Origin of the sequence: Vibrio metschnikovii CIP 69.14, assembly GCF_000176155.1 — a bacterium.
Taxonomy (GTDB): domain Bacteria; phylum Pseudomonadota; class Gammaproteobacteria; order Enterobacterales; family Vibrionaceae; genus Vibrio; species Vibrio metschnikovii.
Genome location: NZ_ACZO01000007.1, coordinates 1 through 25,491 on the forward strand (window position 1 = coordinate 1; position 25,491 = coordinate 25,491).

General features: G+C 41.7%; 28 protein-coding genes and 2 pseudogenes. 20 read left to right on the forward strand and 10 right to left on the reverse strand.

All coding sequences use genetic code 11. The features are described 5' to 3' along the window. Both tnpB and tnpA read right to left on the reverse strand, forming a co-directional pair. Positions 1 to 243, reverse strand: a 243-nt coding sequence (tnpB, locus tag VIB_RS11805; protein WP_040905415.1) for an IS66 family insertion sequence element accessory protein TnpB, incomplete at its 3' end; no start/stop codon positions are given. Continuing rightward, positions 237 to 545, reverse strand: a complete 309-nt coding sequence (tnpA, locus tag VIB_RS11810) for an IS66 family insertion sequence element accessory protein TnpA (protein ID WP_040904403.1) — start codon at positions 543 to 545, stop codon at positions 237 to 239. The genes tnpB and tnpA, both read right to left, overlap by 7 nt. 560 nt (positions 546 to 1,105) lie before the next feature. Here tnpA and gloA2 point away from each other — a divergent pair. The 8 genes from gloA2 to VIB_RS11850 all read left to right on the forward strand — a co-directional run bounded on the left by gloA2 (position 1,106) and on the right by VIB_RS11850 (position 5,708). Continuing rightward, entirely contained in the window at positions 1,106 to 1,492 is a 387-nt protein-coding gene (gene gloA2 / locus VIB_RS11815; protein WP_040904977.1) for an SMU1112c/YaeR family gloxylase I-like metalloprotein, read from the forward strand. A gap of 149 nt (positions 1,493 to 1,641) precedes the next feature. Then, positions 1,642 to 2,001 carry a VOC family protein gene (locus VIB_RS11820; RefSeq protein ID WP_004396253.1) on the forward strand — a complete coding sequence of 120 codons (360 nt, stop codon included), beginning with the start codon at positions 1,642 to 1,644 and terminating at the stop codon, positions 1,999 to 2,001. A 153-nt stretch (positions 2,002 to 2,154) separates the two neighbouring features. Next, positions 2,155 to 2,781, forward strand: coding sequence for a hypothetical protein (locus VIB_RS11825; protein ID WP_147280978.1), 627 nt, complete (start codon positions 2,155 to 2,157; stop codon positions 2,779 to 2,781). 150 nt (positions 2,782 to 2,931) lie between these two features. After that, positions 2,932 to 3,327 (forward strand): DUF3465 domain-containing protein, encoded by a 396-nt coding sequence (locus VIB_RS11830; protein WP_040904981.1) that lies wholly within the window; start codon positions 2,932 to 2,934, stop codon positions 3,325 to 3,327. 189 nt (positions 3,328 to 3,516) lie between these two features. After that, complete coding sequence (locus tag VIB_RS11835; protein ID WP_001080654.1) at positions 3,517 to 3,687, forward strand: hypothetical protein; 171 nt, start codon at positions 3,517 to 3,519, stop codon at positions 3,685 to 3,687. Further along, complete coding sequence (locus VIB_RS11840; RefSeq protein ID WP_004396298.1) at positions 3,687 to 4,088, forward strand: type II toxin-antitoxin system death-on-curing family toxin; 402 nt, start codon at positions 3,687 to 3,689, stop codon at positions 4,086 to 4,088. The genes VIB_RS11835 and VIB_RS11840 overlap by 1 nt, the downstream gene beginning before the upstream one ends. 141 nt (positions 4,089 to 4,229) lie before the next feature. Then, complete coding sequence (locus VIB_RS11845) at positions 4,230 to 4,829, forward strand: glutathione S-transferase family protein (protein WP_004396299.1); 600 nt, start codon at positions 4,230 to 4,232, stop codon at positions 4,827 to 4,829. A gap of 165 nt (positions 4,830 to 4,994) precedes the next feature. Next, complete coding sequence (locus tag VIB_RS11850) at positions 4,995 to 5,708, forward strand: Fic family protein (protein ID WP_172465333.1); 714 nt, start codon at positions 4,995 to 4,997, stop codon at positions 5,706 to 5,708. Positions 5,709 to 5,853: 145 nt separating this feature from the next. Here the strand turns inward: VIB_RS11850 and VIB_RS11855 are convergent, their stop codons facing one another. The 3 genes from VIB_RS11855 to VIB_RS11865 all read right to left on the reverse strand — a co-directional run bounded on the left by VIB_RS11855 (position 5,854) and on the right by VIB_RS11865 (position 9,486). After that, a complete protein-coding gene (locus tag VIB_RS11855) occupies positions 5,854 to 6,186 on the reverse strand; it encodes a PBPRA1643 family SWIM/SEC-C metal-binding motif protein (protein ID WP_040905003.1) in 333 nt (110 codons plus the stop codon). A gap of 153 nt (positions 6,187 to 6,339) precedes the next feature. Continuing rightward, positions 6,340 to 8,097, reverse strand: coding sequence for a diguanylate cyclase domain-containing protein (locus VIB_RS17070; RefSeq protein WP_050782743.1), 1,758 nt, complete (start codon positions 8,095 to 8,097; stop codon positions 6,340 to 6,342). A gap of 153 nt (positions 8,098 to 8,250) precedes the next feature. After that, positions 8,251 to 9,486, reverse strand: coding sequence for a GGDEF domain-containing protein (locus VIB_RS11865; protein ID WP_004396302.1), 1,236 nt, complete (start codon positions 9,484 to 9,486; stop codon positions 8,251 to 8,253). Between the two features lie 298 nt (positions 9,487 to 9,784). Between VIB_RS11865 and VIB_RS11870 the strand changes: the two genes are divergently transcribed. The 11 genes and pseudogenes from VIB_RS11870 (at position 9,785) to VIB_RS17370 (ending at position 19,960) form a co-directional block, all read left to right on the forward strand. Beyond that, positions 9,785 to 10,162 (forward strand): late competence development ComFB family protein, encoded by a 378-nt coding sequence (locus VIB_RS11870; protein WP_004396309.1) that lies wholly within the window; start codon positions 9,785 to 9,787, stop codon positions 10,160 to 10,162. A 2-nt stretch (positions 10,163 to 10,164) separates the two neighbouring features. After that, on the forward strand, positions 10,165 to 10,443 hold the full coding sequence (locus VIB_RS11875) for an HlyU family transcriptional regulator (RefSeq protein ID WP_004396310.1): 279 nt from the start codon (positions 10,165 to 10,167) through the stop codon (positions 10,441 to 10,443). A gap of 95 nt (positions 10,444 to 10,538) precedes the next feature. After that, positions 10,539 to 12,080: a Re/Si-specific NAD(P)(+) transhydrogenase subunit alpha gene (locus tag VIB_RS11880; protein ID WP_004396311.1), complete on the forward strand. Its 1,542-nt coding sequence runs from the start codon at positions 10,539 to 10,541 to the stop codon at positions 12,078 to 12,080. 12 nt (positions 12,081 to 12,092) lie between these two features. Next, a complete protein-coding gene (gene pntB / locus VIB_RS11885) occupies positions 12,093 to 13,469 on the forward strand; it encodes a Re/Si-specific NAD(P)(+) transhydrogenase subunit beta (protein WP_004396312.1) in 1,377 nt (458 codons plus the stop codon). 185 nt (positions 13,470 to 13,654) lie between these two features. Then, positions 13,655 to 14,341, forward strand: a pseudogene (locus tag VIB_RS11890) (DUF3404 domain-containing protein); the annotation flags it as partial. A 534-nt stretch (positions 14,342 to 14,875) separates the two neighbouring features. Beyond that, entirely contained in the window at positions 14,876 to 16,186 is a 1,311-nt protein-coding gene (ltrA, locus tag VIB_RS11895) for a group II intron reverse transcriptase/maturase (RefSeq protein ID WP_004396314.1), read from the forward strand. Positions 16,187 to 16,210: 24 nt separating this feature from the next. After that, a pseudogene (locus VIB_RS11900) lies at positions 16,211 to 17,020 on the forward strand (sensor histidine kinase); the annotation flags it as partial. Continuing rightward, on the forward strand, positions 16,995 to 17,654 hold the full coding sequence (gene vxrB, locus VIB_RS11905) for a response regulator transcription factor VxrB (protein WP_004396321.1): 660 nt from the start codon (positions 16,995 to 16,997) through the stop codon (positions 17,652 to 17,654). The pseudogene VIB_RS11900 and the gene vxrB, both read left to right, overlap by 26 nt. 3 nt (positions 17,655 to 17,657) lie before the next feature. Continuing rightward, the gene (locus VIB_RS11910; protein ID WP_004396322.1) at positions 17,658 to 18,533 is read left to right on the forward strand and encodes a DUF2861 family protein; all 876 of its coding nucleotides are present in this window, start codon (positions 17,658 to 17,660) and stop codon (positions 18,531 to 18,533) included. Between the two features lie 58 nt (positions 18,534 to 18,591). Then, positions 18,592 to 19,755 (forward strand): conjugal transfer protein TraF, encoded by a 1,164-nt coding sequence (locus tag VIB_RS11915; protein WP_040905005.1) that lies wholly within the window; start codon positions 18,592 to 18,594, stop codon positions 19,753 to 19,755. A 40-nt stretch (positions 19,756 to 19,795) separates the two neighbouring features. Then, positions 19,796 to 19,960: a YoaH family protein gene (locus VIB_RS17370; RefSeq protein ID WP_004396324.1), complete on the forward strand. Its 165-nt coding sequence runs from the start codon at positions 19,796 to 19,798 to the stop codon at positions 19,958 to 19,960. A 346-nt stretch (positions 19,961 to 20,306) separates the two neighbouring features. Here VIB_RS17370 and VIB_RS11920 read toward each other — a convergent pair whose 3' ends face one another. The 3 genes from VIB_RS11920 to VIB_RS11930 all read right to left on the reverse strand — a co-directional run bounded on the left by VIB_RS11920 (position 20,307) and on the right by VIB_RS11930 (position 22,577). Continuing rightward, positions 20,307 to 21,578, reverse strand: a complete 1,272-nt coding sequence (locus tag VIB_RS11920; protein ID WP_004396326.1) for an O-acetylhomoserine aminocarboxypropyltransferase/cysteine synthase family protein — start codon at positions 21,576 to 21,578, stop codon at positions 20,307 to 20,309. Between the two features lie 282 nt (positions 21,579 to 21,860). Continuing rightward, complete coding sequence (gene yciH, locus VIB_RS11925; RefSeq protein WP_004396328.1) at positions 21,861 to 22,172, reverse strand: stress response translation initiation inhibitor YciH; 312 nt, start codon at positions 22,170 to 22,172, stop codon at positions 21,861 to 21,863. Between the two features lie 18 nt (positions 22,173 to 22,190). Further along, entirely contained in the window at positions 22,191 to 22,577 is a 387-nt protein-coding gene (locus tag VIB_RS11930; protein WP_004396330.1) for a DUF3319 domain-containing protein, read from the reverse strand. Positions 22,578 to 22,678: 101 nt separating this feature from the next. Between VIB_RS11930 and VIB_RS11935 the strand changes: the two genes are divergently transcribed. Further along, the gene (locus tag VIB_RS11935) at positions 22,679 to 23,632 is read left to right on the forward strand and encodes a tyrosine-type recombinase/integrase (RefSeq protein ID WP_004396331.1); all 954 of its coding nucleotides are present in this window, start codon (positions 22,679 to 22,681) and stop codon (positions 23,630 to 23,632) included. Here VIB_RS11935 and VIB_RS11940 read toward each other — a convergent pair. Beyond that, positions 23,616 to 24,620 carry a D-alanine--D-alanine ligase gene (locus VIB_RS11940; protein ID WP_004396333.1) on the reverse strand — a complete coding sequence of 335 codons (1,005 nt, stop codon included), beginning with the start codon at positions 24,618 to 24,620 and terminating at the stop codon, positions 23,616 to 23,618. The genes VIB_RS11935 and VIB_RS11940 overlap by 17 nt on opposite strands. Positions 24,621 to 24,815: 195 nt before the next feature. Continuing rightward, on the reverse strand, positions 24,816 to 25,391 hold the full coding sequence (locus tag VIB_RS11945) for an SPOR domain-containing protein (RefSeq protein ID WP_040905007.1): 576 nt from the start codon (positions 25,389 to 25,391) through the stop codon (positions 24,816 to 24,818). Positions 25,392 to 25,491: the final 100 nt, after the last annotated feature.

A 25,491-nucleotide genomic window follows, 5' to 3' on the forward strand; every position in this document is an offset into this window, starting at 1 on the left:
TGCATTGGGTTTAGGCCAGTTAAAACGACCTTTTTCCAGTCGGCGGTAATAAAGCCAAAAACCATTAGTATCCCAGAACAAGATCTTAATTTTGTCTCGGCCGCGGTTGCAGAAGATAAACCAGGCTTCACTGAACGGATCCATTTCCAACACATCAGCCACAATCAATGACAAGCCATCAATAGACTTGCGCATGTCAGTTATGCCCGAGACCAGGTAAATACCCAAGTTCGGTATTAACACGTCAGAGCCTGTAACCAGTTTTGGATTTGGTGTGCTGGCATGTTAGAGGGAAATTCAACGGTCATTCCTGTTGGTAGTGAAAGCATAACCGACTGGCGTTCCCCTATGCTTTTCGGGCTATCTTCTATCAGGACAGGATGCACCACTTGTTGCTGTTCGCCCCCATAAAGCTTTTTGCGCCAGTAGTAAAAGGTATTTACCGTCAGTTGGTTTGCCTTGCAAAACGCGACAATGGATAACTCACTTTGGCTCTGTTGCTCAATGATTTCTGCCCAGAATTGAGTTTTGTTCGATTGGTTCATAGTGACTCCTTGGTTGCGAAATCACTATGCCTAGAATGCTGAGTTATTGGTAGGTGGGTTTAAATAGACGCTTACGTCTGATTTAAGAGGCTCTCTGTTCTAATTTGTTGATATTATGAGTTTATTGTTCTTTTTGGTGGCTATTAAAAGTTGAACGATACTTTTGTGTTTCTGTCGGGTTTTGCTCTGATAAATTGTGTACGCAAAAGGTTCTGTTTTTGCTGAACGGTCTCTTCCTTTGGTGTTGTTTGTCCCTTGATTCCGCAGGCTAATTCGCTGCAGCTTATTTGGGATCTTATCTGCACCAATGATTGCTGAAAGTAGGCAAGTTTATCATTTTGAGTTAAAGTTGCTTGAACCAATAAGCATTGTAAAAATCCAATGCAATCAATAGGTAATGAAACATAACAAACGCTTCAAGAGGGACTTCCAACGCGCAGCATTTTCATTATGCGTTGATTTTGGTGGTTACGGTGTTATGCGGAAACTTGGTAGTAGCGTTGTCAGCCCCTTAAGCGGGCGTTATGTTTACTCGGATAAAGTTCAAATCGGAGAATGTTGTGAATTTAGAAAGTATTCATCATGTAGCGATTATTTGCTCAGATTATCAACGATCTAAGTCATTTTATACTGAAATATTAGGTCTCAAGATCCTTGCCGAAAATTATCGAGAAAGCCGAGATTCATACAAATTAGATTTAGCGTTACCAAATGGTGGACAAATTGAGCTGTTTTCTTTTCCAGAGCCACCGTCCAGATTAAGTAACCCAGAAGCTCAAGGTTTAAGGCATTTGGCGTTTGTTGTTAACTCGGTGGAATCGACAGCTAACGAGTTACAATCACACGGAATTGATGTTGAGCCAATTCGAGTTGATGAATTTACAGGTAAACGATTTACCTTTTTTAAAGACCCAGATGGTTTACCCTTAGAGTTGTACGAAAAATAAACATAACAAACAATTCAAGCAGACCCTCAACGCGTGGCATTTTTATTATGCGTTGAGTTTAGTGATTACGGTGTTGTGCGGAAAGTTGGTAGTAGCGTCGGCTGCCCCTTAACGCGGCGTTATGCGCTAATTGGAAAAATGACAGAAGAATGAATCAGCATGAAAAGCTCAATTATGTAGAATTTGCAGCGAAAGACTTAGAGTCAACGAAGGCATTCTTTTCAAAGGTTTTTGGCTGGAGCTTTGTTGACTATGGGCCTGAATACGCAGCTTTTTCAAATGAAGGTTTAGATGGTGGTTTTTTCAAATCTGAGCGTTCTAGTCGGACTGAAAATGGTGGCGCACTCTTAGTTTTCTATAGTTCAGATATTGAAAGCACATTGGAGAAAGTTGTGAAAAATGGCGGCGATATCATCCGTCCAATCTTTGAATTTCCTGGTGGTTGTCGTTTTCATTTTATAGAGCCAAGTGGTAATGAATTTGCTGTTTGGTCTGAAGCACGCGCATAACAAAGCGTTAAAGAGGGATTCGCAACGCGTAGCATTTTCATTATGCGTTGATTTTATTGGTTTTTAGTGCGATGCGGTGAGTTGGTCGTTGCGTTACTCACCCCTTAACGCGGCGTTATATTCATTGGAGTAAGTAGGGTGATCGAGATATTAATGGAAAAACTGTCAAACGATGGTTTTTGGGCAATTTCTGGAGCATTAGTTGGCGCTTTCGTTGGTTCGCTTTGTGGACTTCTAGCTAGTTTATACCTTGATCTAAAAAGAGAAAGTAATGTGAAGAGTGCTTTTTACACAGAGGCTGAATTCCTGTCTAACATCATGGGGAGTTTCTTAGTTGCTGTAGTCTCTGAGTCTAAAAAGTCAAAAATAGACTTGGCTAAAAATGAAAGCTTCAGTGGACCGTTAGAAATAGACTTTAGCGTACTTGATACCCTCTTTCTTGAACTATATAAAACGAAAAATATCCCTAGCTCTGATCATCGTCAGTTTGTGTTGAATCTAAGTTCTCAGTGGAAAAGAATCTGCAAGATGGATGTTGGGCGTGTTGAAAAAATTCCAAACACTAGTATCTATCGAGTCTCACCTGTCAAATCTAAAGAAATTGTATTTTTCTTGGTAGATTTGTTGTACCACTTCAATCTGCTTGTAGAACAGCAAAAAAAGTTTAAGTTCGTCAACGAAAACAAATTTCAAACTAAGGCACAGCCAGTGTTTTCAAAGTACAAAGTTGATAATTCTGACTTGGTTGAAAAAATCGCTAAAGAAACGGCACATTGGTAAATGAATATAACAAACGCTTCAAGAGGGACTTCCAACGCGCGGCATTTTCATTATGCGTTGATTTTGGTGGTTTCAGTGTTATGCGGAAACTTGGTAGTAGCGTTGTCAGCCCCTTAAGCGGGCGTTATGTGAATTGGAGAAATTGAGTATATGAAGAAGTTAATCGCTATATTTATAGCCGTCTTTTGTCTAGCTTCGATTGGTGCTCAAGCTAATGATCATCAGTTAAAAAATGCGCATGAAAATCATCAAAGTGATATTCAAGTTCAAGGCTCAGGCACGGTCATTCGCTTGTTACCTGATGATAACGAAGGGAGTAGGCATCAAAAATTCATATTGAAACTGGACAGTAAACAAACTTTACTTGTTGCTCACAATATTGATTTAGCTCCTAGGGTTTCAAATCTAAAAGTTGGCGATCGAGTCCAGTTTTACGGTGAATATGAATGGAACAAAAAAGGTGGTGTCATGCACTGGACGCACAAGGATCCAAACAATAAACACCCGCACGGTTGGTTAAAGCACAACAGCAAGACGTACGAGTAAAATTCACATAACAAACGGCTCAAGAGGGATTGCCAACGCGTGGCGGCTTTAGTTCAAAATTGAAGTCCAGTGTTTACAGTGTGTTTTTTGAGTTTGGCGGTGCGTTGTCAACCCCTTAGCCGGGCGTTATGTTTTTTATCACGTTTTGGGGCTATAATCGGTCAAACCTTTATTGATAGTAGGTGTGATATGAATCGAAAAGTTGAAGCTTACGGCGTTGATGCTGTTGAAAGACCGAAAATTAAGGCTAGCAAAAAGCTTGATTTAACTGGTGATGCTGGTCGTCAAATTGTGAAGTCTGAAACAAAACTTGCTTTGCGTACCCATCAGAAGACATTCACTAAATTGGCTGATATGTAATGGATATCATCTGTTTTCCTTTTGAACGAGTGGTCGAAATTAATGCTTTCATCCTAAAAACAGAACCAGGAATGAAAGGGGCAGTTGATATTCCTAAGCTTCAAGGGGCGCTAGGTCGAATCGATAATGCGATCGTTTATGAAGGACTGGATGATGTTTTCGAAATCGCAGCTAAATACACTGCTTGTATAGCGGTTTCACATGCGCTACCAGATGCCAACAAACGCACAGGTTTGGCTGTGGCACTTGAGTATTTATCACTTAACGATTTTGAGCTTACGCAGGAAAACGATTTACTTGCGGATGCAGTTCGAGATCTTGTTATCGGCATTATCAACGAAACAGATTTTGCCGACATTCTCTACGCACAATACGCAAAAGAACAAAATTCAGTTCTCTAAACATAACAAGGCGTTAAAGAGGGATTCGCAACGCGTAGCATTTTCGTTATGCGTTAATTTTATTAGTTTTTAGTGTAATGCGGTGAGTTGGTAGTTGCGTTGCTCACCCCTTAACGCGGCGTTATGTTTTTCGGAGTTAAAATGGACTTGTCACTTTATAGCGCAAAGGGTTCCAACAGCTCAGAAAGGGTTGAATGGATGCTTAATTTCAAAGGTATTCCGTATGAACGAATTGAAGTCAGCTCGGACGAGCTTACTACAACTTATCGTGTGATGAATCCATTTGGCTATGTACCCTCATTGTTAGTTGATGGTTTCGTATTTACTGAATCAATGGCTATTGCTGAATACCTCGAAGAGAGATTTCCAACGAGTCCATTGCTAGGCCAAAGTCTTGAGGAAAAAACAAAAATCCGCTCAGTTTGTGAATACGTGAACTCCAGCATTCATTCACCTCAAAACCGAACTGTGCTTAACTTTTTTCGCCCCGACCTAGATGAAACATCCAAACGGAAAATTCGGGGAGAGTGGATCATGTTGTGTCTTGATAAGTTAAGTCAGACGATTTGTAATGAATCAGGTTTTATTGTTGGTCAGGCTTTTAGCCTTGCGGATATTTTTGTAGCGTCAATTTATAAAAAAGCTCTCCAACATGGTTATGGTGAAAGTGAGTTTTATAATAACCATCTGATCTATATTAGAAAAAATGAAAGGGTAGCCGTTTCAGAACCACAAACATAACAAACGCTTCAAGAGGGACTTCCAACGCGTGGCATTTTTGTTATGCGTTGGTTTGTTATGCGGAAAGTTGGCTGCCCCTTAAGTGGGCGTTAGCCGACTTCTATCAACTTACTCATCAGTAAGTGTATACTTAGCCGAGTTTTACTTACATTGAAGAAGATCACTATGACAGCATTGACAGATAACATGTGGAATATGAAACCAAATATACCGCTGGCTAAACAACTTGCCAAAAGAGATGTACCAGCTTTGGTTTATGACGCTGTTAACCTCGAGGGTGTTGCAATGACTTTGCCTGAGGTGCAAACTATTTTAGATGGGATCACCGTAGGTGGTCATCGAATTAGTGATCAAAATATGGCAATGAACCAAGCTCGAGCATGGGAGTTTATTTTTGGCTTAGTTGATCAAGGTGAGTTCCAATTTAATAAAGAAACCGCCTTAAAAATCCACAATATCGCAGGCAAAGAAGAAGCGTTGGAGTGGGGTAAATTTCGCTCTGGTTACGTTTCTATTACGGGTTCAGAGTATGAGCCTCCGGCTCCAGATGAGTTGGACGAAAAATGGCTTGAAGTTGAGAGTCAGGTGAATAGCGAATCTGATGTTTACGATCAAGCAATTACTGCATTTTTACAAATGGCACGCGCTCAATTTTTTTGGGATGTTAACAAACGTACAGGACGGTTCATGATGAACGGTATTTTGTTAGCTAATGGTTTCCCTATCATTAATGTGCAAGCCAAGCGTCAGCAAGAGTTTAATACGCTCATGCTGGACTTCTATTCTTCTAATGACATGACAGCAATGAATAAGTTTTTACGCAGCTGTTTGGATGAAAAAATCATTCGTAATTTCAAGCTAGATCTGAAAATCGGCTAACGCTTCAAGAGGGACTTCCAACGCGTGGCATTTTTATTATGCGTTGATTTTGGTGATTACGGTGTAATACGGAAAGTTGGTAGTAGCGTTGTCAGCCCTATAAGAAAACCGTCAGAAGACGGTTTTTAATCTAACTGTCTATATTTTAAGCGCAGCACTTTTTGTACTTTTTTCCGCTTCCGCAAATACACGATTCATTACGGTTTGGTGTTTTGTCATAGGTAATAGTTTTAGGTTTGTTTAGTAGTGTATCAAGTTCAATAGTGTTCTCTGGCTGCTTTGAGTCTATGACAATATGAGCCACAATCGAGTGCTCAGAAAGTAAAGTCTCTATCTCAGCTTTACGAGCCTCGGTTGAGACGACAATATTAATTGGAGCTTCCTCAGTGCCTGTTTTTATATCACGCTTTACGTTGTAGCCTGACATAACGTGGTTTTGTCTAGCATCGATTCGACCTTTGAAAAATAGTTTGGACATTTGCAGCTCACTGATAGATTGGTGTGGTGTAGTTTGGTCGCGATTATACGGCACAATGGCAATTGATAAAGAAGTTCCTACAATAGGCGGTATATAAAGTTGGGCATTTTCATTGTGTGTAAAGTTACTAGCAGTATCGTTAGTTCAACGTTGCTATACGTTCACTTGCTTATTGCGATACATTTCTCGGTCAGCTCTATTAAGCAATTCTGAAGCGGTATCTCCATCATTAGGGAAGTTAGCTACTCCGAGGCTAGCATGAATCGATAATGTTTTTTCTTTTAAAACAAAAGGTATTTGAAAGGTATGTTCGATTTTTCGTACCACATCATTGATATGTTCGCTTGGTAAATGAGGCAATAAAATGACAAATTCATCACCCCCGATACGAGCTAAAGTATCCGATGCTCTAATACTCTCAGTCAGACGTTGTGAGATCGCCTGCAAAAGTTCATCGCCCACTTGATGTCCCCAGTAGTCATTGACAGGTTTAAATTTGTCCAAATCAATAAAGATAACGGCAAACTGAATAGGATTACGTTTAGCTTGTAAAATTAACTGTTCCATTCTTTCCATAAGTAGCCTGCGATTTGCTAGTCCAGTTAACGTATCATGATTAGCGAGATGGGTAATTTCACGTTCCGCTTTTTTTCTATCCGTAATGTCACTGATAAAGTTTAAAGAAGCGGGTTCACCATACCAGTCAACCATAACGCCACTGACTTCAATATCAATGATATGTCCATTAGCATGAATTAGCTGTGCTTGATAGCGTTGCGGTGGTGTTGCTTCTTTACTTAGACGCTGATGATGGGCTTTTAACACAGCAGGTTGGTATTCTGGACTCACTAGGTCGAGGAATGAAGAAAGCTCAAGAAGTTGCTCAATACTGAGACCAACGATTTGCGCTAAATAGTGATTAGCGTATACAAAACGTTGATTCTGAATAACGCCAATCCCTTCATGAGCAGTATCAACCAATGAGCGATAAAAGCGTTCACTTTCTCGAAGTCGTAATTCAATGTTATCTTTTTCCACTAACGTGGTTTCTAATTGAGATTTTAGTGCTAATAAACGTCGATGAGAGCGGTACTGTAGTAACCCGGCAAATAATAATGCACAGATAATGATCATAGAAATCATGATGATTTTTACGATCATTATCCAGTCGTAACGATAACTCACAGAAATAGGTACGTGTCGATTAATGGCTTGATTGATATCTTCGACAGTCAATGTGGCAATGGCCTGATCTAATTGTTCTAGCAATAATGGGTGCTGGTGAAGTACACCGATTCGTAACAAATTCTTATAGTCACCGATTTCACCTGCGATTTTAAGATTAAACCAGCCTTCGTTTCTAATAGTATACGCTGCGACTAATAATGAACGTAATGTTGCATCGGCTAGCCCTCTATCCACTAAATCGAAAGCCTCTCGTTCGGTATCAACAGGGATTAAATTGATGTTTGGATAGTCACGTTTAAGAAATTCATACACAGAGGTACCGATAGGCAGAACAATACTACTATCGGTACTGGCGAGATCGTTTAAGTTATCTACATAGTGATGCTCGTGTCGAGTAATTAAGACGTTAGGATTAACAAGATACGGCCGAGTGAAATTAAGCCATTGGCTGCGTTGTTCGGTTTTATTGAGTAACGCCAGAATATCACATTCCCCAGCTTGGGATTTGACTAAGCTTTCGTTCCAATTCACTGTTGGTATTACGACAAACTCCAGCTTGGCTCGCTGAAAAATCACTCGTAATAAATCTGCTGCAATGCCAACAAACTGACCATCAGGGGTGATTTTCTCTAAAGGTTCCCAATCAGGATCGACACACATCCGTACAGCTTGCTGTGACCAATCCCGGTCAGCCCATGCGATAGCGGGAAAGGCTAATGTCATTAGGCATAGCATTTTAATAAGATATTTATTAATGACGTTAAAAAAAATGGTCAATGCATCGATTCTCTATACAGTGCGGTTAAAAAATTAATCACAAGAAAACATTAGCATACTTTTATTTGATAAGTTGCGATGGGTGATAACAATTGTTACTTACTTAATGACTTTTATGCAATTTCGCCCAGCTTTTTTAGCGTTATACAAAGCTTGATCGGCTAAGGTTAATGCAGATTTTGAGGTGGGCTCTACGTGACTATCACAAATGCCGATACTAATAGTAATAGTAACGGATGACGCTTTATGACGTTTACGTTTTTTTGAACCTTCTTGATGATTAGCGGGGCGAGTGTCTGTATCTCGAATAACTAAATCGTAATGTTCGATATCGTGACGTAACCACTCTAAATGTGGTTTTGCTTGTTCTGCCGTTTTGCCTTTAAAAAGCAAAGTAAATTCTTCACCACCATAACGATAAGCTCGTCCATTACCGGGAACGAGCCGTAAGCGACTGGCAACAAGTTTTAGCACATCGTCACCAGTTTCATGGCCATAGGTATCATTGAATGCCTTAAAGTGATCGACATCAACCATTGCAATCGTGAAGTTTTTCCCTAAACGCTGCAGGTCAAGATCCAAAGCATGTCGGGCAGGCAGTTGAGTTAATCGGTCATTGAAAGCCAATGCATGACCTGCTGCGATCAAATACAAGATCAATAAGACACCAGCGAGTGAAAAAAGAATGCTGGATATAAAGGAAACGTGGAAAAAAATAAAGGTAGTGCTGGTTAACAATAAAGCGCTGTAAATAGTGGCATCGATCATACGATTTCTGGTTAATACTAAAATCGCACAGACACCGACTAAAGCGAAAAGATAAAGTACTAGAATAAAGGGTAATCGAGAAATTTGCGGAACGCTGTAAAGTAGACCTTCATGTAAATCAATGACAGAGCCATCATAAAAGTGAGTAACACTCAACATCCCCCACAGTAACAACATCAGTAACAGCCCGATGAATTTGGCAAAACTGCGTGTAGCGAGCCCTTGATTATAAAAAGCATAGCTAATGAGACAAGCCACGGGAAGTAGCGTTGCCAAGAGAGACAATTCAAGTAATGTTGAACCATCGGATAGGGGGGATTGCAGTCGGTATTGAACAATCAGGTAACTTACCAGCAACACACTGGCGATCATGGCTATCCGACTTTGCTTAAATAAATGAGCGATAGCAATAGCGCTGACAAAAAGCACGTAAGGTAAATTTTGCGCAAAGCCAATATTGCTTTGCACGACCATAACGAGGTTATCGATTCCGATCCAGACTGTAATAAGTAACAGGATAGGGAAGGCAAAACGAAACCAAGATGAAGAAGCAAAATCTGTCGACATAGATTATTCATGCGCCATTTGAATCAATGCAGTCCCTTATTGGTGAAAAGTTACGCAAATGGTTTAAGTCCCTTTGGTTATAAGAATACGTTGATTTCAATAATTGCCAAGTTTTTTGCTACACTGAACAGGTGTTAATCGGATGCTTTCACATTTTTACTCAGATATACCCAAACGACTTGAAGTTGTAGGTAGCCAACACCGCTGCAGTTTTAAGTAGGAAGGGTATAGCTCATTTTAGTATCATTGGTCGAAACATAGGCTTAAGGATAAGTTCGCATGATTCAGGAGAAAACGGATGCAGTTAAATGTTGATGTACATAACTATATGGAAACGTTAGTAGGACAAGTATTGATTCAGCGTCAATATAGTGAGAAATACAATCATGACCAATTAGCGGATCTGGCCTGTCTTGCATTGAGTCAAATGCGCCCGGTTTATATCCGACATGATGTCGACTTCCTTTCAGCCCTTCCTGAAGAGCGGTTGGTGATTTTAAAACAACAAGCTCTCGCTGCCATTCAAGCGGCGGAACCCATGATCATTGAAGATCGTCGTACTATGCGAGATAAAGACATTCCCGTTATTTTATCTCAAGCTCGGTTTGATCACGATAATCCGTTAGAATGGTATGAAGAGCCAATTCTGAAGAACAATAAGAAACATAAGGAGTAGTTGTGGGATTATTTGCTCGCTGGTTTGGGGGAAGAGAGAAAAAGCAACCAGAATCAATTCAGCCTGTTGAATATAAAGGTATGCTCATTTATCAAGAATCGATCGCGGAAAACGGCCAATACCGAGTCGCTGGCCGAATTACTCAAGAGATTAATGGTGAGTTACAGACCCATCGTTTTATTCGTTCTGATATTTTGTCGAATAAACAAGAGGCTGATCAGTTAATGTTAAAAAAAGCTCAGCTTTTCATTGATCAGATGAGTGGTCAGATCTTTAACTAATTTCTCCAGTCGTTGACAGAAGTCATGAATAAAAGAACGCTAAGTCGCTATGCTTAGCGTTCTTTTATTTTTTGTCCCAAAATCAAGGAAATGATATGCGAATTGGTGTGCCAAAAGAGAGGCTAGCGGGGGAAACGCGAGTTGCAGCCTCACCTTCATCAGTAGAGCAACTGATAAAACTCGGCTTTGAGGTTGTGGTTGAATCTCAAGCCGGTTCATTAGCGAGTTTTGAAGACAGTGCATTCCAAGCGGCTGGTGCGATGGTTGAACCCTCCGAGGTAGTATGGAATTGCGATATTGTATTAAAAGTGAATGCGCCAATTTACAATGAGCAAATCGATGAAGTCTCGTTATTAAAAGAGCACGCGACATTAATCTGTTTTATTTGGCCAGCTCAACATCCTCAGTTGCTAGAAAAACTGGCAATGAAAAGCATTAATGTATTAGCGATGGATTGCGTGCCTCGCATTTCTCGAGCTCAAGCCTTAGACGCATTATCATCAATGGCGAATATCGCTGGCTATCGAGCTGTCGTTGAAGCGGCGCATCAATTTGGCCGTTTCTTTACTGGGCAGATCACCGCTGCAGGTAAGGTCCCTCCCGCGAATGTGTTTATCGCTGGTGCTGGGGTAGCGGGCCTTGCCGCTATAGGTGCAGCAGGAAGCCTTGGCGCAATTGTTAGAGCATTCGATGTTCGTCCAGAAGTTAAAGAGCAAGTGCAATCAATGGGCGCTGAGTTTCTGGAAATTGATCATCTGCCGACGGTTGCTTCGAGTGATGGGTACGCTCGAGAAATGTCGGATGATTTCAATCAAAAAGCAGCAGAGCTTTACGCAGAACAAGCAAAAAAAGCCGATATTATTATCACTACCGCACTGATCCCTGGTAAACCAGCACCGACACTCATCACCAAATCGATGGTAGACAGCATGAAACCGGGTAGTGTGATTGTTGATTTAGCGGCTGCAAATGGGGGGAACTGTGAGTATACGGTCAAAGATCAACTGATCACGACTGATAATGGCGTAAAAATCATTGGTTATACCGATATGGTAGGTCGCCTTCCCACCCAAGCTTCTCAGCTTTATGCGACGAACTTAGTCAATTTATTGAAGTTGCTTTGCAAAGAGAAGAATGGTGCTATTGACATTGATTTTGATGACGTAGTATTGCGCGGGGTCACTGTCATTAAGCAAGGTGAGATCACCTGGCCCGCACCGCCTATCCCTGTCTCTGTACAGCAGCCTGTCCAAAACAAACCGATGGTAGAAAAACCAGCTAAGCAACCAGCATCACCTTGGAACAAGTTGGTTGGCTTAGCAACTGGCGTCGGTGCATTTGCTTGGATAGCATCGGTAGCTCCGGCGGCTTTTCTCGGCCATTTTACGGTGTTTGTACTAGCTTGCGTAGTTGGCTATTACGTGGTGTGGAATGTAACTCATGCACTACATACCCCTTTAATGTCAGTAACCAACGCTATCTCTGGAATTATTATCGTCGGTGCTTTAGTACAAATCGGCCAAGGTAATGGGATAGTAACCTTTTTGGCATTTATTGCCGTTTTGATTGCAAGCATCAATATTTTTGGCGGCTTTACGGTCACGAAACGTATGCTTGACATGTTCCGTAAAGACTAAGGGAGAATAATAATGTCTGCAGGATTAGTACACGCGGCTTATATTATTGCTGCCTTATGTTTTATTTTGAGTCTAGCGGGATTATCGAAACAAGAATCAGCACTTACCGGTAACTATTACGGTATGGCTGGTATGACGATCGCGCTGCTAGCCACCATCTTCAGTCCTGAGGCACAAGGGCTAAGCTGGATTATTTTGGCCATGATCATTGGGGCCGTCATTGGGATCCGTTTCGCCAATAAAGTAGAGATGACACAGATGCCAGAGCTCGTTGCGATGTTGCACAGCTTTGTCGGTATGGCTGCCGTATTGGTCGGTTATAACAGTTTGCTCGATGCTCCTTTGGTGGATACTCATGCGGAACATGTAATTCATTTGGTTGAAGTTTTTATCGGAGTATTCATCGGTGCCGTAACGTTTACTGGGTCGATCGTCGCGTTTGGTAAATTGAGCGGTTCCATTAGCTCGTCGCCTCTAAATTTGCCACACAAGCATAAGTTAAATCTCGCGGCGTTAGTGATATCGGTTCTGTTACTCATGCAATTTTTAAAGATGGATGGCGGCTTATTGCCGTTGATCATCATGACCGTAATTGCTTTAGCCTTTGGCTACCATCTGGTTGCTTCAATCGGTGGCGCTGATATGCCGGTTGTGGTTTCAATGCTCAACTCTTATTCGGGATGGGCTGCCGCCGCCGCTGGTTTTATGCTCGCCAATGATTTGCTGATTGTGACCGGCGCTTTAGTGGGATCGTCTGGGGCGATTCTGTCTTATATTATGTGTAAGGCGATGAATCGCTCATTCATCAGTGTTATTGCTGGTGGCTTTGGTCAAGAAGTAGTGATTAGTAGCGATGAACAGCAAGGTGAATACCGAGAAATGAATGCTGAAGAAGTGGCAGAACTTCTCAAAAACTCTCGTTCAGTCGTGATTACCCCGGGTTATGGTATGGCTGTCGCGCAAGCGCAGTATCCTGTCTATGAAATCACCGAGAAGTTGCGAGCATTAGGGATTGATGTCCGTTTTGGGATTCATCCTGTGGCTGGTCGGTTACCGGGCCACATGAACGTACTGTTAGCAGAAGCTAAAGTACCTTACGATATTGTATTAGAAATGGATGAAATTAACGATGACCTATCCAAAACCGATACCGTCTTAGTGATTGGAGCGAATGATACGGTCAATCCAGCGGCGTTAGATGATCCTCATAGCCCAATTGCAGGCATGCCAGTATTAGAAGTATGGCACGCGAAACAAGTGATTGTGTTTAAACGTTCAATGAATACGGGTTATGCAGGAGTGCAAAATCCGTTGTTCTTCAAAGACAATACCTTCATGTTATTTGGGGATGCGAAAGAGAGTGTAGACGCCATCTCCAAAGCGTTGTAATCTGATGACATCAAAGCATGAAGCCAGCAATTTGCTGGCTTCATGCTTTCTGGTATACGAACAAAGCTCAAGAGGGCAGGGAAAATGTTCCGAACCAATAAGATCGATACTTTGGTATATTATTGACAGTGATATAACAAGCGTTGTTTCTATTTATAGATAATACATCATCACTTTATGGTTTTATGATCAAACGATTATTCACATTGACAAGAACACTCATCCGCAGCTTAGTGCTAGCCGCTTGTACTTTTACTGTTTCAGCTTTTGCCGATTCCCTACCAGAGCGGATTGAACTGTTTGTATCGCTGTTTGATGAGCAGGCAGCTATGGTCACCTATGATATTCGTACGATTCAAAAAGAGTATCCTACTCGATTATTAACACCAGAAAGCATGTTGCCACAAACCGCGTCCTATCCATTAAAAGATATTCAGCTCTTGTATCAGTTAGCACAAAACTGCTCGGGTAATTTACCTCTGAACCCTTTAGTGACGGAACCTTTAGTCTTTACTCGAGCGTTGTGTAAAGGAAGTCAATTACCCGTACGTTGGTTTGCCAGAAGCTCATTGATTCATCCTGGTGGTGGTACTTATGCTGCACGCTACGCAGAAGTTTATCCTGATCAGTATGCACAACTTGAACCTTTTATGCATATTCAAGAGCGAGCGCAAGCGCCTAGTCAATCTTTGTTGGGCCGTTTGCAGAGAATGAACGAAGAGGCGATGAATGCATTGATCGCTGGTGCGATTATGTTTGGTGATAAGGATGAGCTTTGGTTAAGAAAAGGCGATGAGTACTACTTATTCGATGATAGCATTTGGCAGAAAAATGCCAGTCAAGCGGGACTGGCATTTAGTTTGTGCGCCGAGCATGGCGTTGATCTAGGAGGTGAAAGTCCTCTACGGGCTCAGTCGAGCGGGAACCGTTAGCCTATGCAAGGGTGTTCATCGTGAGGTGAAATCTGAAGGAAGCAAATGGCAAAACGTGGTGATGACGAACAGAAATCTGATAGTAGGCTGTGTCGACTTGGGTAACCTAGCAATAGATAGAATAGCCCAACGACTCGACGAGAAGTGCGATGCAGTAAATCAGGCATGACCACGAGAAAGAACAACGTCTTACCTCGGGAGATCTTATTATCTGTTTCGGACGAAACTAAGCAGCCAGTGATGGATGCTGATGGGTAATAAGGAGTCAGCAGAAGGCATAGTACCTTGAGGAAGTACAACTTAAGGGAAGGCCGGAACTGAATAGGTCAAGAAGCAGTCGCCAGATATTCAAATCAGTGGAGTAACAGTAACGATGCGACCCATCTCTACGTTCCGATTGGTGAAGCCAAAAGTGGAACTGACGGAAACGAAGCGTAACAAGCTGATTTGGCATAGAAAGAAGGACGAGTCTTGATGGACACCACTCGATTACTCGAACAGATGTTCAGTCCGGGTAATTTAAACGCTGCGACCAAACAGGTGAAGCGCAACAAGGGGTGCGGTGGGGTAGATAGACTGACGATCACAGCGACCTTGGAAAAGCTTCGCCAGTTGGATAATGGGCAGCAACTTCGCCAGTCTTTACTGGATGGAAGTTACCAACCGTCTCCCGTTCTGGGTGTAGAAATCCCCAAGCCAAAAGGTGGAGTACGCCAACTGGGTATCCCAACCGTTCAGGATCGCATCGTACAACAAGCGATGGCACAGCTCCTGACACAGTTGTATGAGCCGAAGTTCTCAAAGAGCAGCTTCGGGTTCAGACCAAGAAGGAGTGCTCATCATGCTTTGTCGAAAGCGAGTGAATACATTCGAGAAGGGCGGGGATATGTAGTCGATATAGATCTGGAGAAGTACTTCGATACCGTCAATCACGACAGACAGATGTATCGGCTGTCTCAAGATATCGCGGATAAACGGGTGCTGAAACTGATCAGGAAATATCTACAAAGTGGTCTGATGCGAAATGGAGTGATAGAGCGAAGACAAAGAGGAACCCCACAAGGAGGTCCTCTGTCGCCGCTGCTCTCTAATATCGTATTGGATGAGCTTGATAAAGAGTTAGAACGTAGAGGTCATAAGTTCTGCCGATACGCAGACGATTGCCAAATCTACGTAGGTAGTGAAGCAGCAGCGCAACGGGTGAAAACCTCGGTTACGGAGTTCTTGGAGCAGACGCTTAAATTACGGGTAAACCGTGAGAAAAGTGCGGCGACCAGAGTGAGTGAGCGTAGCTACTTGGGACACCGCTTCAACGATGATGGTGTGATAGGTATCAGTGATGACGCCATGCATCAAATGAAGAAACGAGTGCGACAAGTCACCAAACGAAATAGAGGACGAACGTTCCCGGCAATCATCAAGGAACTATCGACGTATCTACGAGGTTGGCAGAACTACTTTAAACTGGGCTTAAGGCCGTCATCGATGAGTCACCTAGACAGTTGGATAAGACGCCGACTGCGGTGCTACCGTCTAAAACAGAAAAAGCGGAAATACAGCATAGCGATGTGGCTGATTAGTTTAGGAGTCGCCAAACCTAATGCATGGAAAGTCGCAGGTTCAGATAAAGGATGGTGGAAACTCTCACGGACGCCCCAAGTCAATCAGGCTTTACCCAACAAACGGTTGGAAGAGTTGGGGTTATACTCATTGTTGGAAGGGTATGAAACATTGAAAATCTATTCGGAACCGCCGTATGCGATCCACGCTTGTACGGTGGTGTGAGAGGACGGCGGGAGTGATCCCGCCTCCTACTCGATTGTAGAAAGTGATAGTACATGTTTTGTTCAACGAGGCAATTTATGCTGGAATGTACAAGATCATACGGATTTACTTCGTATCAGTATGTTTGTATTGGTGTTGGCAAATATTTTCTTGGTGATCAGTTGGTCAATTTATCGCTGGAACTCTAAACGACAAGAAATGAAAAGTAGGATGCTAATCTTACAAATTCTAACCCATGAGTTGAGAACGCCCATCGCTAGCTTATCATTAACGGTTGAAGGGTTTCGCCGAGAATTTGAACATTTACCCGAAACTGTATACGATGAGTTTCGTCGTCTTTGTGAGGATTCTCGCCGTTTAAGACAGCTTGCCGAAGCCAGTAAAGATTATCTACAGTCGGATAATAAACCGCTCGCGACCGCTTGGGTTCCCTCAGTTGAAGAATGGTTGCAATATAAAGTAGAAGAAGAGTTTACTCAACCTATAGCGTTAATTGTTGAACAAGATATAGCGGCAAAGCTCAACGTATATTGGCTTGGGACCTGTATCGATAATTTAATTCGCAATGCCGTAAAATACGGCGTTGCTCCTGTAACCTTAGAAGTCACGTCAACAATTGATTCAGTTACCATCAAGGTGACTGATCAAGGAACGCTGACCCATAAAGATTGGCGTCATTTACGTAAGCCTTTTGTAAGTAAAAGTGGCTTAGGACTTGGCTTAACGATTGTTGAATCGATGGTTGGTAGAATGGGAGGTCGTTTGACCTTAATCGGACCACCAACCACGTTTATTTTGGAGATACCTTGTGAAACAGACATTGCTTCTCGTTGAAGATGATAAAAACCTTGCTGACGGTTTACTGGTAAGTTTAGAGCAAGCGGGATATGACTGTTTACATGCAGAAACTATCGCCGCAGTGGATCAATACTGGGAAAAAGCGGATTTAGTCATTTTAGATAGACAATTACCTGATGGTGATTCAATTTCTCATCTCGCGGAGTGGAAAGCTTTAAAAGAGATCCCTGTCATCTTATTGACCGCTTTAGTGACCGTTAAAGATAAAGTGACAGGCTTAGATGCGGGAGGAAATGACTATCTCACCAAACCGTTTGCTGAAGCTGAATTATTTGCGCGGATCAGAGCGCAGCTTCGTTCACCGGATGGTGAAGATAATGATGATAGCAAAGTGGTCACACCAAACTTGGTGATCGATAAAGCCACTCGAGAAGTATTTTTTAATCAACAATGCATTACCTTAACACGAACGGAATTTGATTTATTGCTTTTCCTCGCCAGTAATTTAGGCCGAGTATTTACCCGTGATGAATTATTGGATCATGTGTGGGGTTACAATCATTTTCCAACGACACGAACGGTGGATACGCATGTATTGCAATTGCGTCAAAAGCTACCCGGGTTAGAAATAGAAACGCTTCGTGGTGTTGGGTACAAGATGAAAGCCTAAATCATGCACAGTAAACTATGTATTATTGGCACGCTAGTGTGCGTGCCTTTTTATGCACAAAGTGTTGAATGGTTTGAGAGTAGTAGTCCATTAACTCAAGTGCATCAGCATCTACTTAACAATGATCTCGATCGAATGTTTCATTCGCTGGTTGAAGTTTGGCAACTTAATCAAACGAAGAATACCAAAACACACTTAAACGATTTATTGATCCAATCGTTATCGGTGGACTGTGGTAAGGGACTAGCCAGCAAAACCTTTCCGGTATGGCTAAATAGTATCGTCATTCGTAAGGTAGATATTCAAAGCCCTGGTCGTGACGCATATCAAGTCATATTAGAAGCACAAAGCGATAAAGCACTCAATAATATAACGTTAACTCAATGGGTCGAGAGGCCTATTTCTACCGACAGTAGCTTCACCCGCTCAAGTGACGGCGTCACTGAGGGAGGAGCAACCTTTCGTAAACATTATAATCTGAATTCCAAGTTATCGATGGGGTTGTACCGAATCGATATCACGGCTGAAGATCAAGATTCGTGGAGCACTTGGGTTATCTTTGGAGAACCCAAAGCGAAGCAAACGGTGCGTTGGTCGAGTAAAGATCAATGGACGGTTGATAAAAACGCATTATTGAATCGCCACTGTCCATTGCCTCGCTTAGATGTGTCGGTGTACGATTATTTTGATGGCGAGTATAAAGAAATTTGGCAACAGAGTTATGAATCAAACTATCCGACTCAGCTTGAGTTAACTGATCTAACATCGGATCGCTACATCTTAGCGGTTTCAATGACTCATAAACGCTGGCAAGGACCAATAATCATAGAGCAAGCTCAAGTTATCAGTAAAACCTATAATGTTTCTCTAGAGGAATAGTTAAAGTTGATAGACAATAAGCCGTTATAACAACAAAGTAACCAACGGTTTATTGGATATGAACAGTAAAAAACACATTTGGCTTTTAACGCTTCCCGCGTTGCTGGTTGCCACAGAGACTCTTGCGGCGAATTATGCTATTGAAGCTCGCGGAGATGCCATGGGCGGCGTTGGCGTGGTCTCTGCAAACTATCTTACTGCTCCATTTTATAATCCTGCTTTAGTCGCTATTTATCGACGTAATGATGACGCGGGGATGATTTTACCCAGCATTGGATTTACCTATAACGATCCTGATAAATTAGTGAAAAGTATCGATAATATTGCTGATCTCATTAATAGTAATGATCCCAGTAAAGCCACCGAATTACAGACTGCGCTTAATGATATTGACGGTAATACACTCAATGCTAATCTTGGTGGGGTTATCGCTTTTGGTATACCAAACCGCTATATATCTGCCAATATATTTGGCAAAGCGTACACAGAAGTGTATGCCGCTCCCAGCATCGCATCAGATTGCCCTGTCAGTGGTGCTAATCCTAGCAGCCCTGAATGTATTCTTGAGCAGGCACAAAATAGCGGTATTAATGCTGTATCTATTGCCGTTACTGAAGTTGGTATCTCGTTAGCCAAATATCAAACCTTCCTCGGTCAACATATGGCTTTTGGTATCACTCCGAAATTACAACGCATTTATACTTATCTTTATCAAGCCAGCTTTAACAACTATGAATTCAAAGATTTGTTAGATAACGGTACGGGAGAAACCACATTTAACATTGATGCTGGTGCGGTATGGTTTTATGGGCCTTATCGTTTAGGAGCGGCTGCCACCAATTTGATCAGTCGAGATATTTCAACGCAAACGGTAAACTCTGTTCAGTATGATTATCAAATTCGTCCACAAATCACGCTCGGTGCTGGCATCGTTGCTGATTATGCGACCTTGAGTGTGGATTATGATTTGAATACCGATCGTCGATTTAATAACTTTGCCGATGATACGCAAATGATCCGTATTGGTGGTGAAGTGGATATCATGCGTCAATTAAAATTGAGAGTAGGGTATAACAAAAATCTTGCCTACAGTGGTCGAGACGGTACCATCACTGCTGGAATTGGATTATCACCATTGAATATCATTCAGCTCGATATCGGAGCGAGCTATACCAATGAAAATGCTATGGGTGCATATATAAACTTCCTTGCTAGTTACTGATAGTCTCTTTATAGTGAGGCTCCCCAATAGGAGCCTATTTATGTTTGACGATATACCGACTTTAACTCACAGTGAACAGCAAGCCGCTGTCGAAAAAATTCAGCAAATGATGGCAGAAGGGATCAGTACCGCACAGGCGATTCAAATTGTATCTCAGGAAATTCGCCGTCAGTATGCTGAGGATCAGCAGAATAAAGCAGAATAATTGTCTATTTAAGAGGAGCACTCATGTGCTCTTTTTCTTTGATTTTCTATGTCAATAACGCCTTCATTGTACCAAACAAAAGCTTATTTTATATTCATGAATGTACAACAGAATCATTAACTACGTTGGATCTGGCAAGAGGGCTTGATGTAATAAAATATTTATCAGTTTTTATCTTAACGCACTATAACTTACGTTGCGTTGTAACATAAACCAGAAAATGTTTTTAACCCCCATAGAAATAATAAATATAAAATAGCTTAATAGAGAGGAGCTTCAGGATTCTTCTTCCGATCATGGCCACAGGGATCCCATCAAGGCCATGATTCAGATATCAGAATAAGATTTACACGGTAGCTTGTAACGCTTGTTCAAGATCAGCAAGCAAATCATCAATATGCTCTATGCCTATTGATAACCTAACCATATCAGCTGAAACGCCTGCAGCTTGTAATTCTTGATCATTGAGCTGGCGATGAGTCGTCGATGCAGGAATCGCGGCGCAACTTTTTGCATCACCAATATTAACTAAACGAAGAATTAGATTTAATGCATCATAAAAACGCGCCCCAGCTTCTCGGCCACCGACAATACCGAAACTTAGGATGCCAGAGGCTTTTCCATGCATATATTTTTGGGCAAGTGAGTGATCTTTGTGAGTGCTTAAACCCGCGTAATTTACCCAATTCACTTGTGGATGTTGGCTAAGCCATTGAGCTACAGCAAAAGTATTGTGATTAATTCGCTCAATCCGCAAAGCTAATGTCTCTAATCCTTGTAATAGATTCCAAGCCGCCTGAGCACTCAGCGCCGCTCCCATATTTCTCAAAGGGACAACACGCGCTCTAGCGATAAAAGCCGCAGCACCAATATCTTGAGCATAGTTAACTCCATGATATGAAATATCCGGCTCATTTAATAATGGAAAGCGCTGCGGATAAGCATGCCATGGGAACTTACCTGAATCGACAATCAGACCGCCAATCGTGGTTCCGTGACCGCCAATATACTTTGTAGCAGAGTGAACCACAATGTCAGCACCATGTTCAAAAGGTCGCCACAAAAAGGGCGTAGCCACAGTATTATCAACAATTAACGGTAAACCATGTTGATGGGCTAGGTTAGCTATCATTTCAATATCAACGATACTGCCGGATGGATTGCCGATACTTTCACAAAAAACCGCTCGGGTATTATCATCAATCATTTGAGCTAACTGAGTAAAATTGTCTTTATCTACAAATCGAACCTCAATACCTTGTCTAGGCAAAGTATGAGCAAATAAATTATAAGTTCCACCATATAACTCACTAATTGAAATAATGTTATCACCAGCTTGAGCAAGAGTTTGAATAGCATAAGTAATCGCGGCCATCCCAGAAGCGACCGCCAGTGCGCCAATACCACCTTCAAGTGCTGAGATACGTTGCTCAAGCACATCACAGGTCGGATTCATAATTCTAGAATAAATATTACCTTGGACTTTTAAATCAAAAAGATCTGCAGCATGTTGTGCATCATTAAAACTGAATGAGGTGGTTTGATGAATGGGTACCGCAACGGAGTTTTGATTATCAGCTTGATAACCATGGTGTAAAGCGATCGTTTCACGTTTCATTACATATCCTTATAGTGATAAACGTAAGGCATGTATAGAACCATGAGCATGATATTGATGTCAATATTAATGGCACACATTAGTGCGCATTATCATTGTTATGTTAAATATAATCCGGCGAAGGTAAAGGTGGTTTTATCTAGTTTATGTGGGCTATAAAAAGAGAGCTTGAGATAGACCTTACTCTACTTCGACTCTGAGTAGTTCAGTGATTAAACATAAGGTCTATTTACCATAAAATAGCTAATAACTACTCTTGTTATCGATATACAAGTGTCGTTATTAGCTTCCAGCAAGCTTTACCGTGTAACCTTTTTTTTCAAGTAATTGCTTAATTTTATCTCGCATTTCACCTTGAATTTCAATATGACCATCTTTGATCGAGCCACCGCAGCCACAGGACTTTTTTAGCTCAGCAGCCAGCAGCTTGAGGGGTGCATCATCAAGGTCTAAACCCTTAATAATTGATACACCTTTGCCTTTGCGACCTTTCGTTTCTTTGTGAATTCTGACAATCCCATCACCTTTCGGACGTTCGATGCTTGGGGCTTCAGGCTTAATACGGCCCGTTTCCGTTGAATATACAAGAGTCATAATATACTTCGTTCTTTGTTACTTTTTTAATTGAGTTTGTTGAGCTTCCGCTTTCTGTTTTGCAATCAGATAAGCTTCGATATGTTTTTGAATAGCAACTTTTGCTCCTTTGATCAAGCGGCCATTGAAAAAGCAATACCATCCATTGGGTTCCCCTGTATCATTTTTTAACATAAAACCGTTGAATTGCTCTTGAATCGTTTGTGAACCACCTTCTCGTTTTTTGCCAATCGATTCAAATTCACTTGGGTCAATCAGCGATGCCGTATCACAAAACCAATCAATACTTTTTTTTACTGCAGCGAGGTTTCCAGTTAAAATGTTTTTTTTGATCTGCACTTGCCAGATGTCTGGTGAGTTATCTGCAGATTTTAGAGTAAATCCTCGGTATGTAGTGATTGCCATGATGACCTACTTATTTTTGTCATTGATAGTTAAATAATAATTGTATCTTCTCGGTACGCAAGTATATTTAGTAACTAATTAGAAAGTTATAGTGCATTAACATGAAAAGACCTCTTGTACAATTGACCGAAGCAAAACAGATTAAAGCTAAGCTATTGGAATTTAAGCATCCTATCACACCACAGCAGCTTGCTCTATTGACCCGAGAACACTATCAAAAAAATTCATTACTCGCCTTCAGTAAAGATTGGAATATTTTCACTGAATTTTGCCAAAGAAAATCAGTAAACCCTTTACCGGCCTCCGTTACCGCCGTTAGGTTATTTCTTGAAAGTGAAGCCAAGGTAAGAAAGTTTAGTACCATTAGACGTTACTCTGTCACTATCGGTATGATTCATTACTTACTGAATCAAAAAGATCCGACGTTGAATGTTCAAGTTCGTCAACTTCTTCAACGCTTAAGGGCAGAAAAATACGGCGATGAGAAACAAGCTGAATGTTTTACTCGTCAACACTTGGCATCACTTTATCAATTGATGGTTAAAAGTAATGAAAGCCTCACGATACGTGATTTAGCTATCTATCACGTGATGTTTGAATGTGCCATGAAACGAGGAGAGCTTAAAAAGCTCAGCTTCACGGATATTACAGAAGATCATAGTCAACTTAGGATCGGCAATGAAATCTATCAATTATCCCCTTCCGCCCAGCAAATATTAGCTCGTTGGACAGCATTAATCTCTCAGCAAGACGGCGCAGTTTTTCGCTCAATTGATAGGCATGGCAATATCAATAATCGACCTTTAGATGATTCATCCATCTATCGTATATTAAGGCGTGCTGGTGATTTATTAGCGCTACCACATTTAAAGTTTTCAGGTCAATCGACCCGAATTGGTGCAGTAAAAGAGTTAGCCGAACAAGGTTATCATACTAAAGATATTCAAAGTTTTGGCCGTTGGTTAAGCCCTGCGATGCCTAACCAATACTTAGGTAAGTTACACACCGCAGCAGTCGCTAAAATAAAATTTACTCGAATTAAACCTTGGACATAAGTGAACGTTGGACACAATCAGCTAAAAACACGGAGAATGAGTGGCCGTGGTGTTCCAGCATTTTCGGGAACATTGAAATGGGCGTCATACCCGGGAAAGTATTCACTTCATTAAGATAAATTTCACCTTGTGAGGTAAGGAAAAAGTCAATTCGAGCAAGATGTCTTAATTTCATATGCACAAAAACTTTCTCTGCATAGCGCTTAATGAGGTCTCTTTGCTCTGCGGTGATATTATCCGCAGTCACTTTAGTCATTGAGTGGCTATTTGCGCTGTATTTCTCTTCATAGCTATAAAAAGCATCATCAGGAGCAATAATCTCGCCAGGCTGAGTAATATGGAGTTTGCCACCGAGCTCATAAGCGGCGACTTCTAATTCTCGTGGTTTGACGGCTTGTTCAACCAGCACTTGATCAGAAAAGGTAAAGGCATCATCAATTGCCTTAGCAATTTGCTGCTTATCGGTGACCTTGTAACAGCCAACCGATGAACCTTGTCGAGCCGCCTTAATAAACACTGCACCCCATTTATCAAAGGCTTGCTGAGCTTTACACAAAGCTTCATCGTTATTTTCTGTTAAAAATAAGTAGGGTGTATTAGGAATACCGAGTGCGTCATACCATAGTTTCGACGTGATTTTATTGAAACTATTACTACTGGCTTCTGGTCCACATCCTAAATATGGGATACCGGCCAGCTCTAGCATCGATTGGATGTCGCCCGTTTCTCCCGGATAACCGTGGATGCAAGGCACAACAAAGTCAATGCGATGAGATCCATGCTCACTGTTTAGTGAGGCAGAGTTCGTATCAAGATAAACCATATCGCCAGACTCAGTAAACCAGCCAGCAGGTTTCATCTCTACTCGAATCACGTCGAACGATGGCGTTAACGTCAGTTGTTGCTGCAAATAATCAGCGGAAACTAGCGAGATCTCATGTTCTGATGAGCCCCCACCACATAAAAGTAAAATTGTTGTTTTTTTCATTACACTGTTCCGTTACACCAAAATTCGGTTGCAGGCCACGAGGCCAAGTGATGCAGTAACTACATTCATTTTATCGGCTATGATAGACAATTCAGCACAGAGGTACACCATAGAAGAGGATTTATTACCTAATCTTAGTTTAATTGTGTAGAGAATAAACAGTACAGGGGCAAAGGCCCCTGTTGTAAACGTTCATTAGTTGAGTTTATTTAGTGTGGGGAAATCTGAATTTTTAATACTATCAATGCTCTTAACGAATGGTTTCAAGTCACGGAATTCTTCTGGCAATCTTTGCAAGGCGTTCAACGCTTCCTGACGAGTGGCGTAATCACCATACAAGACCGTGTACCATTTCGTGCCATTAACGACTTTATAGTTTTCCCAGATCGGTTGTTCATCTTTAGGTAACTGATTCGCAAATTGATCAACCTTAGTTTGCGCCCCAACGGCAACAACTTGAATGGTGAAGCCATAACGTGGATTCATTGCTAATTGCTGTTCGGTTGGTGGTGCAATAGTGACTTTAGGTTTGGCTGGCGGCGTTGCTTTGACGATTTGTTTCTCTTCAGCCGGAGCCATTTTGATCACTTGAGCTTGAACATTACGCTCGGAGACACCGTCAGCGTTACCCCTTTCTGAGACAATAGGTTTAGGAATATCAGCCACGGCAAACTCTTCCGTGTGGCTTTGAGTTGTTACATCCGTGATATAATTTTCTGAGGCACAGGCGGCCAGCAGCGCGCACAAGCCAACAATCGCAATTCTTTTCATAAACCAATAACACCTTAGATAGAAAGTAATGTAAATCATGCCGATAGCGCGTCTTATAATCAAGTATAGGATGTGATTATCTCTGATTATCCTGTGATTT

Bases quoted from the DNA above. Each gene is read 5' to 3' on its own strand.
- VIB_RS11850 (WP_172465333.1), top strand. From the start codon at position 4,995: ATGACAGCATTGACAGATAACATGTGGAATATGAAACCAAATATACCG.
- pntB (WP_004396312.1), top strand. From the start codon at position 12,093: ATGTCTGCAGGATTAGTACACGCGGCTTATATTATTGCTGCCTTATGT.
- VIB_RS11935 (WP_004396331.1), top strand. From the start codon at position 22,679: ATGAAAAGACCTCTTGTACAATTGACCGAAGCAAAACAGATTAAAGCT.
- VIB_RS11930 (WP_004396330.1), bottom strand. From the start codon at position 22,577: ATGGCAATCACTACATACCGAGGATTTACTCTAAAATCTGCAGATAAC.
- VIB_RS11865 (WP_004396302.1), bottom strand. From the start codon at position 9,486: ATGTCGACAGATTTTGCTTCTTCATCTTGGTTTCGTTTTGCCTTCCCT.
- VIB_RS11840 (WP_004396298.1), top strand. From the start codon at position 3,687: ATGGATATCATCTGTTTTCCTTTTGAACGAGTGGTCGAAATTAATGCT.
- VIB_RS17070 (WP_050782743.1), bottom strand. From the start codon at position 8,097: ATGACATTAGCCTTTCCCGCTATCGCATGGGCTGACCGGGATTGGTCA.
- VIB_RS11830 (WP_040904981.1), top strand. From the start codon at position 2,932: ATGAAGAAGTTAATCGCTATATTTATAGCCGTCTTTTGTCTAGCTTCG.
- VIB_RS11855 (WP_040905003.1), bottom strand. From the start codon at position 6,186: ATGTCCAAACTATTTTTCAAAGGTCGAATCGATGCTAGACAAAACCAC.
- VIB_RS11910 (WP_004396322.1), top strand. From the start codon at position 17,658: ATGCACAGTAAACTATGTATTATTGGCACGCTAGTGTGCGTGCCTTTT.
- VIB_RS11825 (WP_147280978.1), top strand. From the start codon at position 2,155: ATGGAAAAACTGTCAAACGATGGTTTTTGGGCAATTTCTGGAGCATTA.
- VIB_RS17370 (WP_004396324.1), top strand. From the start codon at position 19,796: ATGTTTGACGATATACCGACTTTAACTCACAGTGAACAGCAAGCCGCT.
- VIB_RS11870 (WP_004396309.1), top strand. From the start codon at position 9,785: ATGCAGTTAAATGTTGATGTACATAACTATATGGAAACGTTAGTAGGA.
- VIB_RS11915 (WP_040905005.1), top strand. From the start codon at position 18,592: ATGAACAGTAAAAAACACATTTGGCTTTTAACGCTTCCCGCGTTGCTG.
- tnpA (WP_040904403.1), bottom strand. From the start codon at position 545: ATGAACCAATCGAACAAAACTCAATTCTGGGCAGAAATCATTGAGCAA.
- VIB_RS11845 (WP_004396299.1), top strand. From the start codon at position 4,230: ATGGACTTGTCACTTTATAGCGCAAAGGGTTCCAACAGCTCAGAAAGG.
- VIB_RS11835 (WP_001080654.1), top strand. From the start codon at position 3,517: ATGAATCGAAAAGTTGAAGCTTACGGCGTTGATGCTGTTGAAAGACCG.
- VIB_RS11820 (WP_004396253.1), top strand. From the start codon at position 1,642: ATGAATCAGCATGAAAAGCTCAATTATGTAGAATTTGCAGCGAAAGAC.
- VIB_RS11945 (WP_040905007.1), bottom strand. From the start codon at position 25,391: ATGAAAAGAATTGCGATTGTTGGCTTGTGCGCGCTGCTGGCCGCCTGT.
- VIB_RS11920 (WP_004396326.1), bottom strand. From the start codon at position 21,578: ATGAAACGTGAAACGATCGCTTTACACCATGGTTATCAAGCTGATAAT.
- VIB_RS11940 (WP_004396333.1), bottom strand. From the start codon at position 24,620: ATGAAAAAAACAACAATTTTACTTTTATGTGGTGGGGGCTCATCAGAA.
- ltrA (WP_004396314.1), top strand. From the start codon at position 14,876: ATGGACACCACTCGATTACTCGAACAGATGTTCAGTCCGGGTAATTTA.
- VIB_RS11880 (WP_004396311.1), top strand. From the start codon at position 10,539: ATGCGAATTGGTGTGCCAAAAGAGAGGCTAGCGGGGGAAACGCGAGTT.
- yciH (WP_004396328.1), bottom strand. From the start codon at position 22,172: ATGACTCTTGTATATTCAACGGAAACGGGCCGTATTAAGCCTGAAGCC.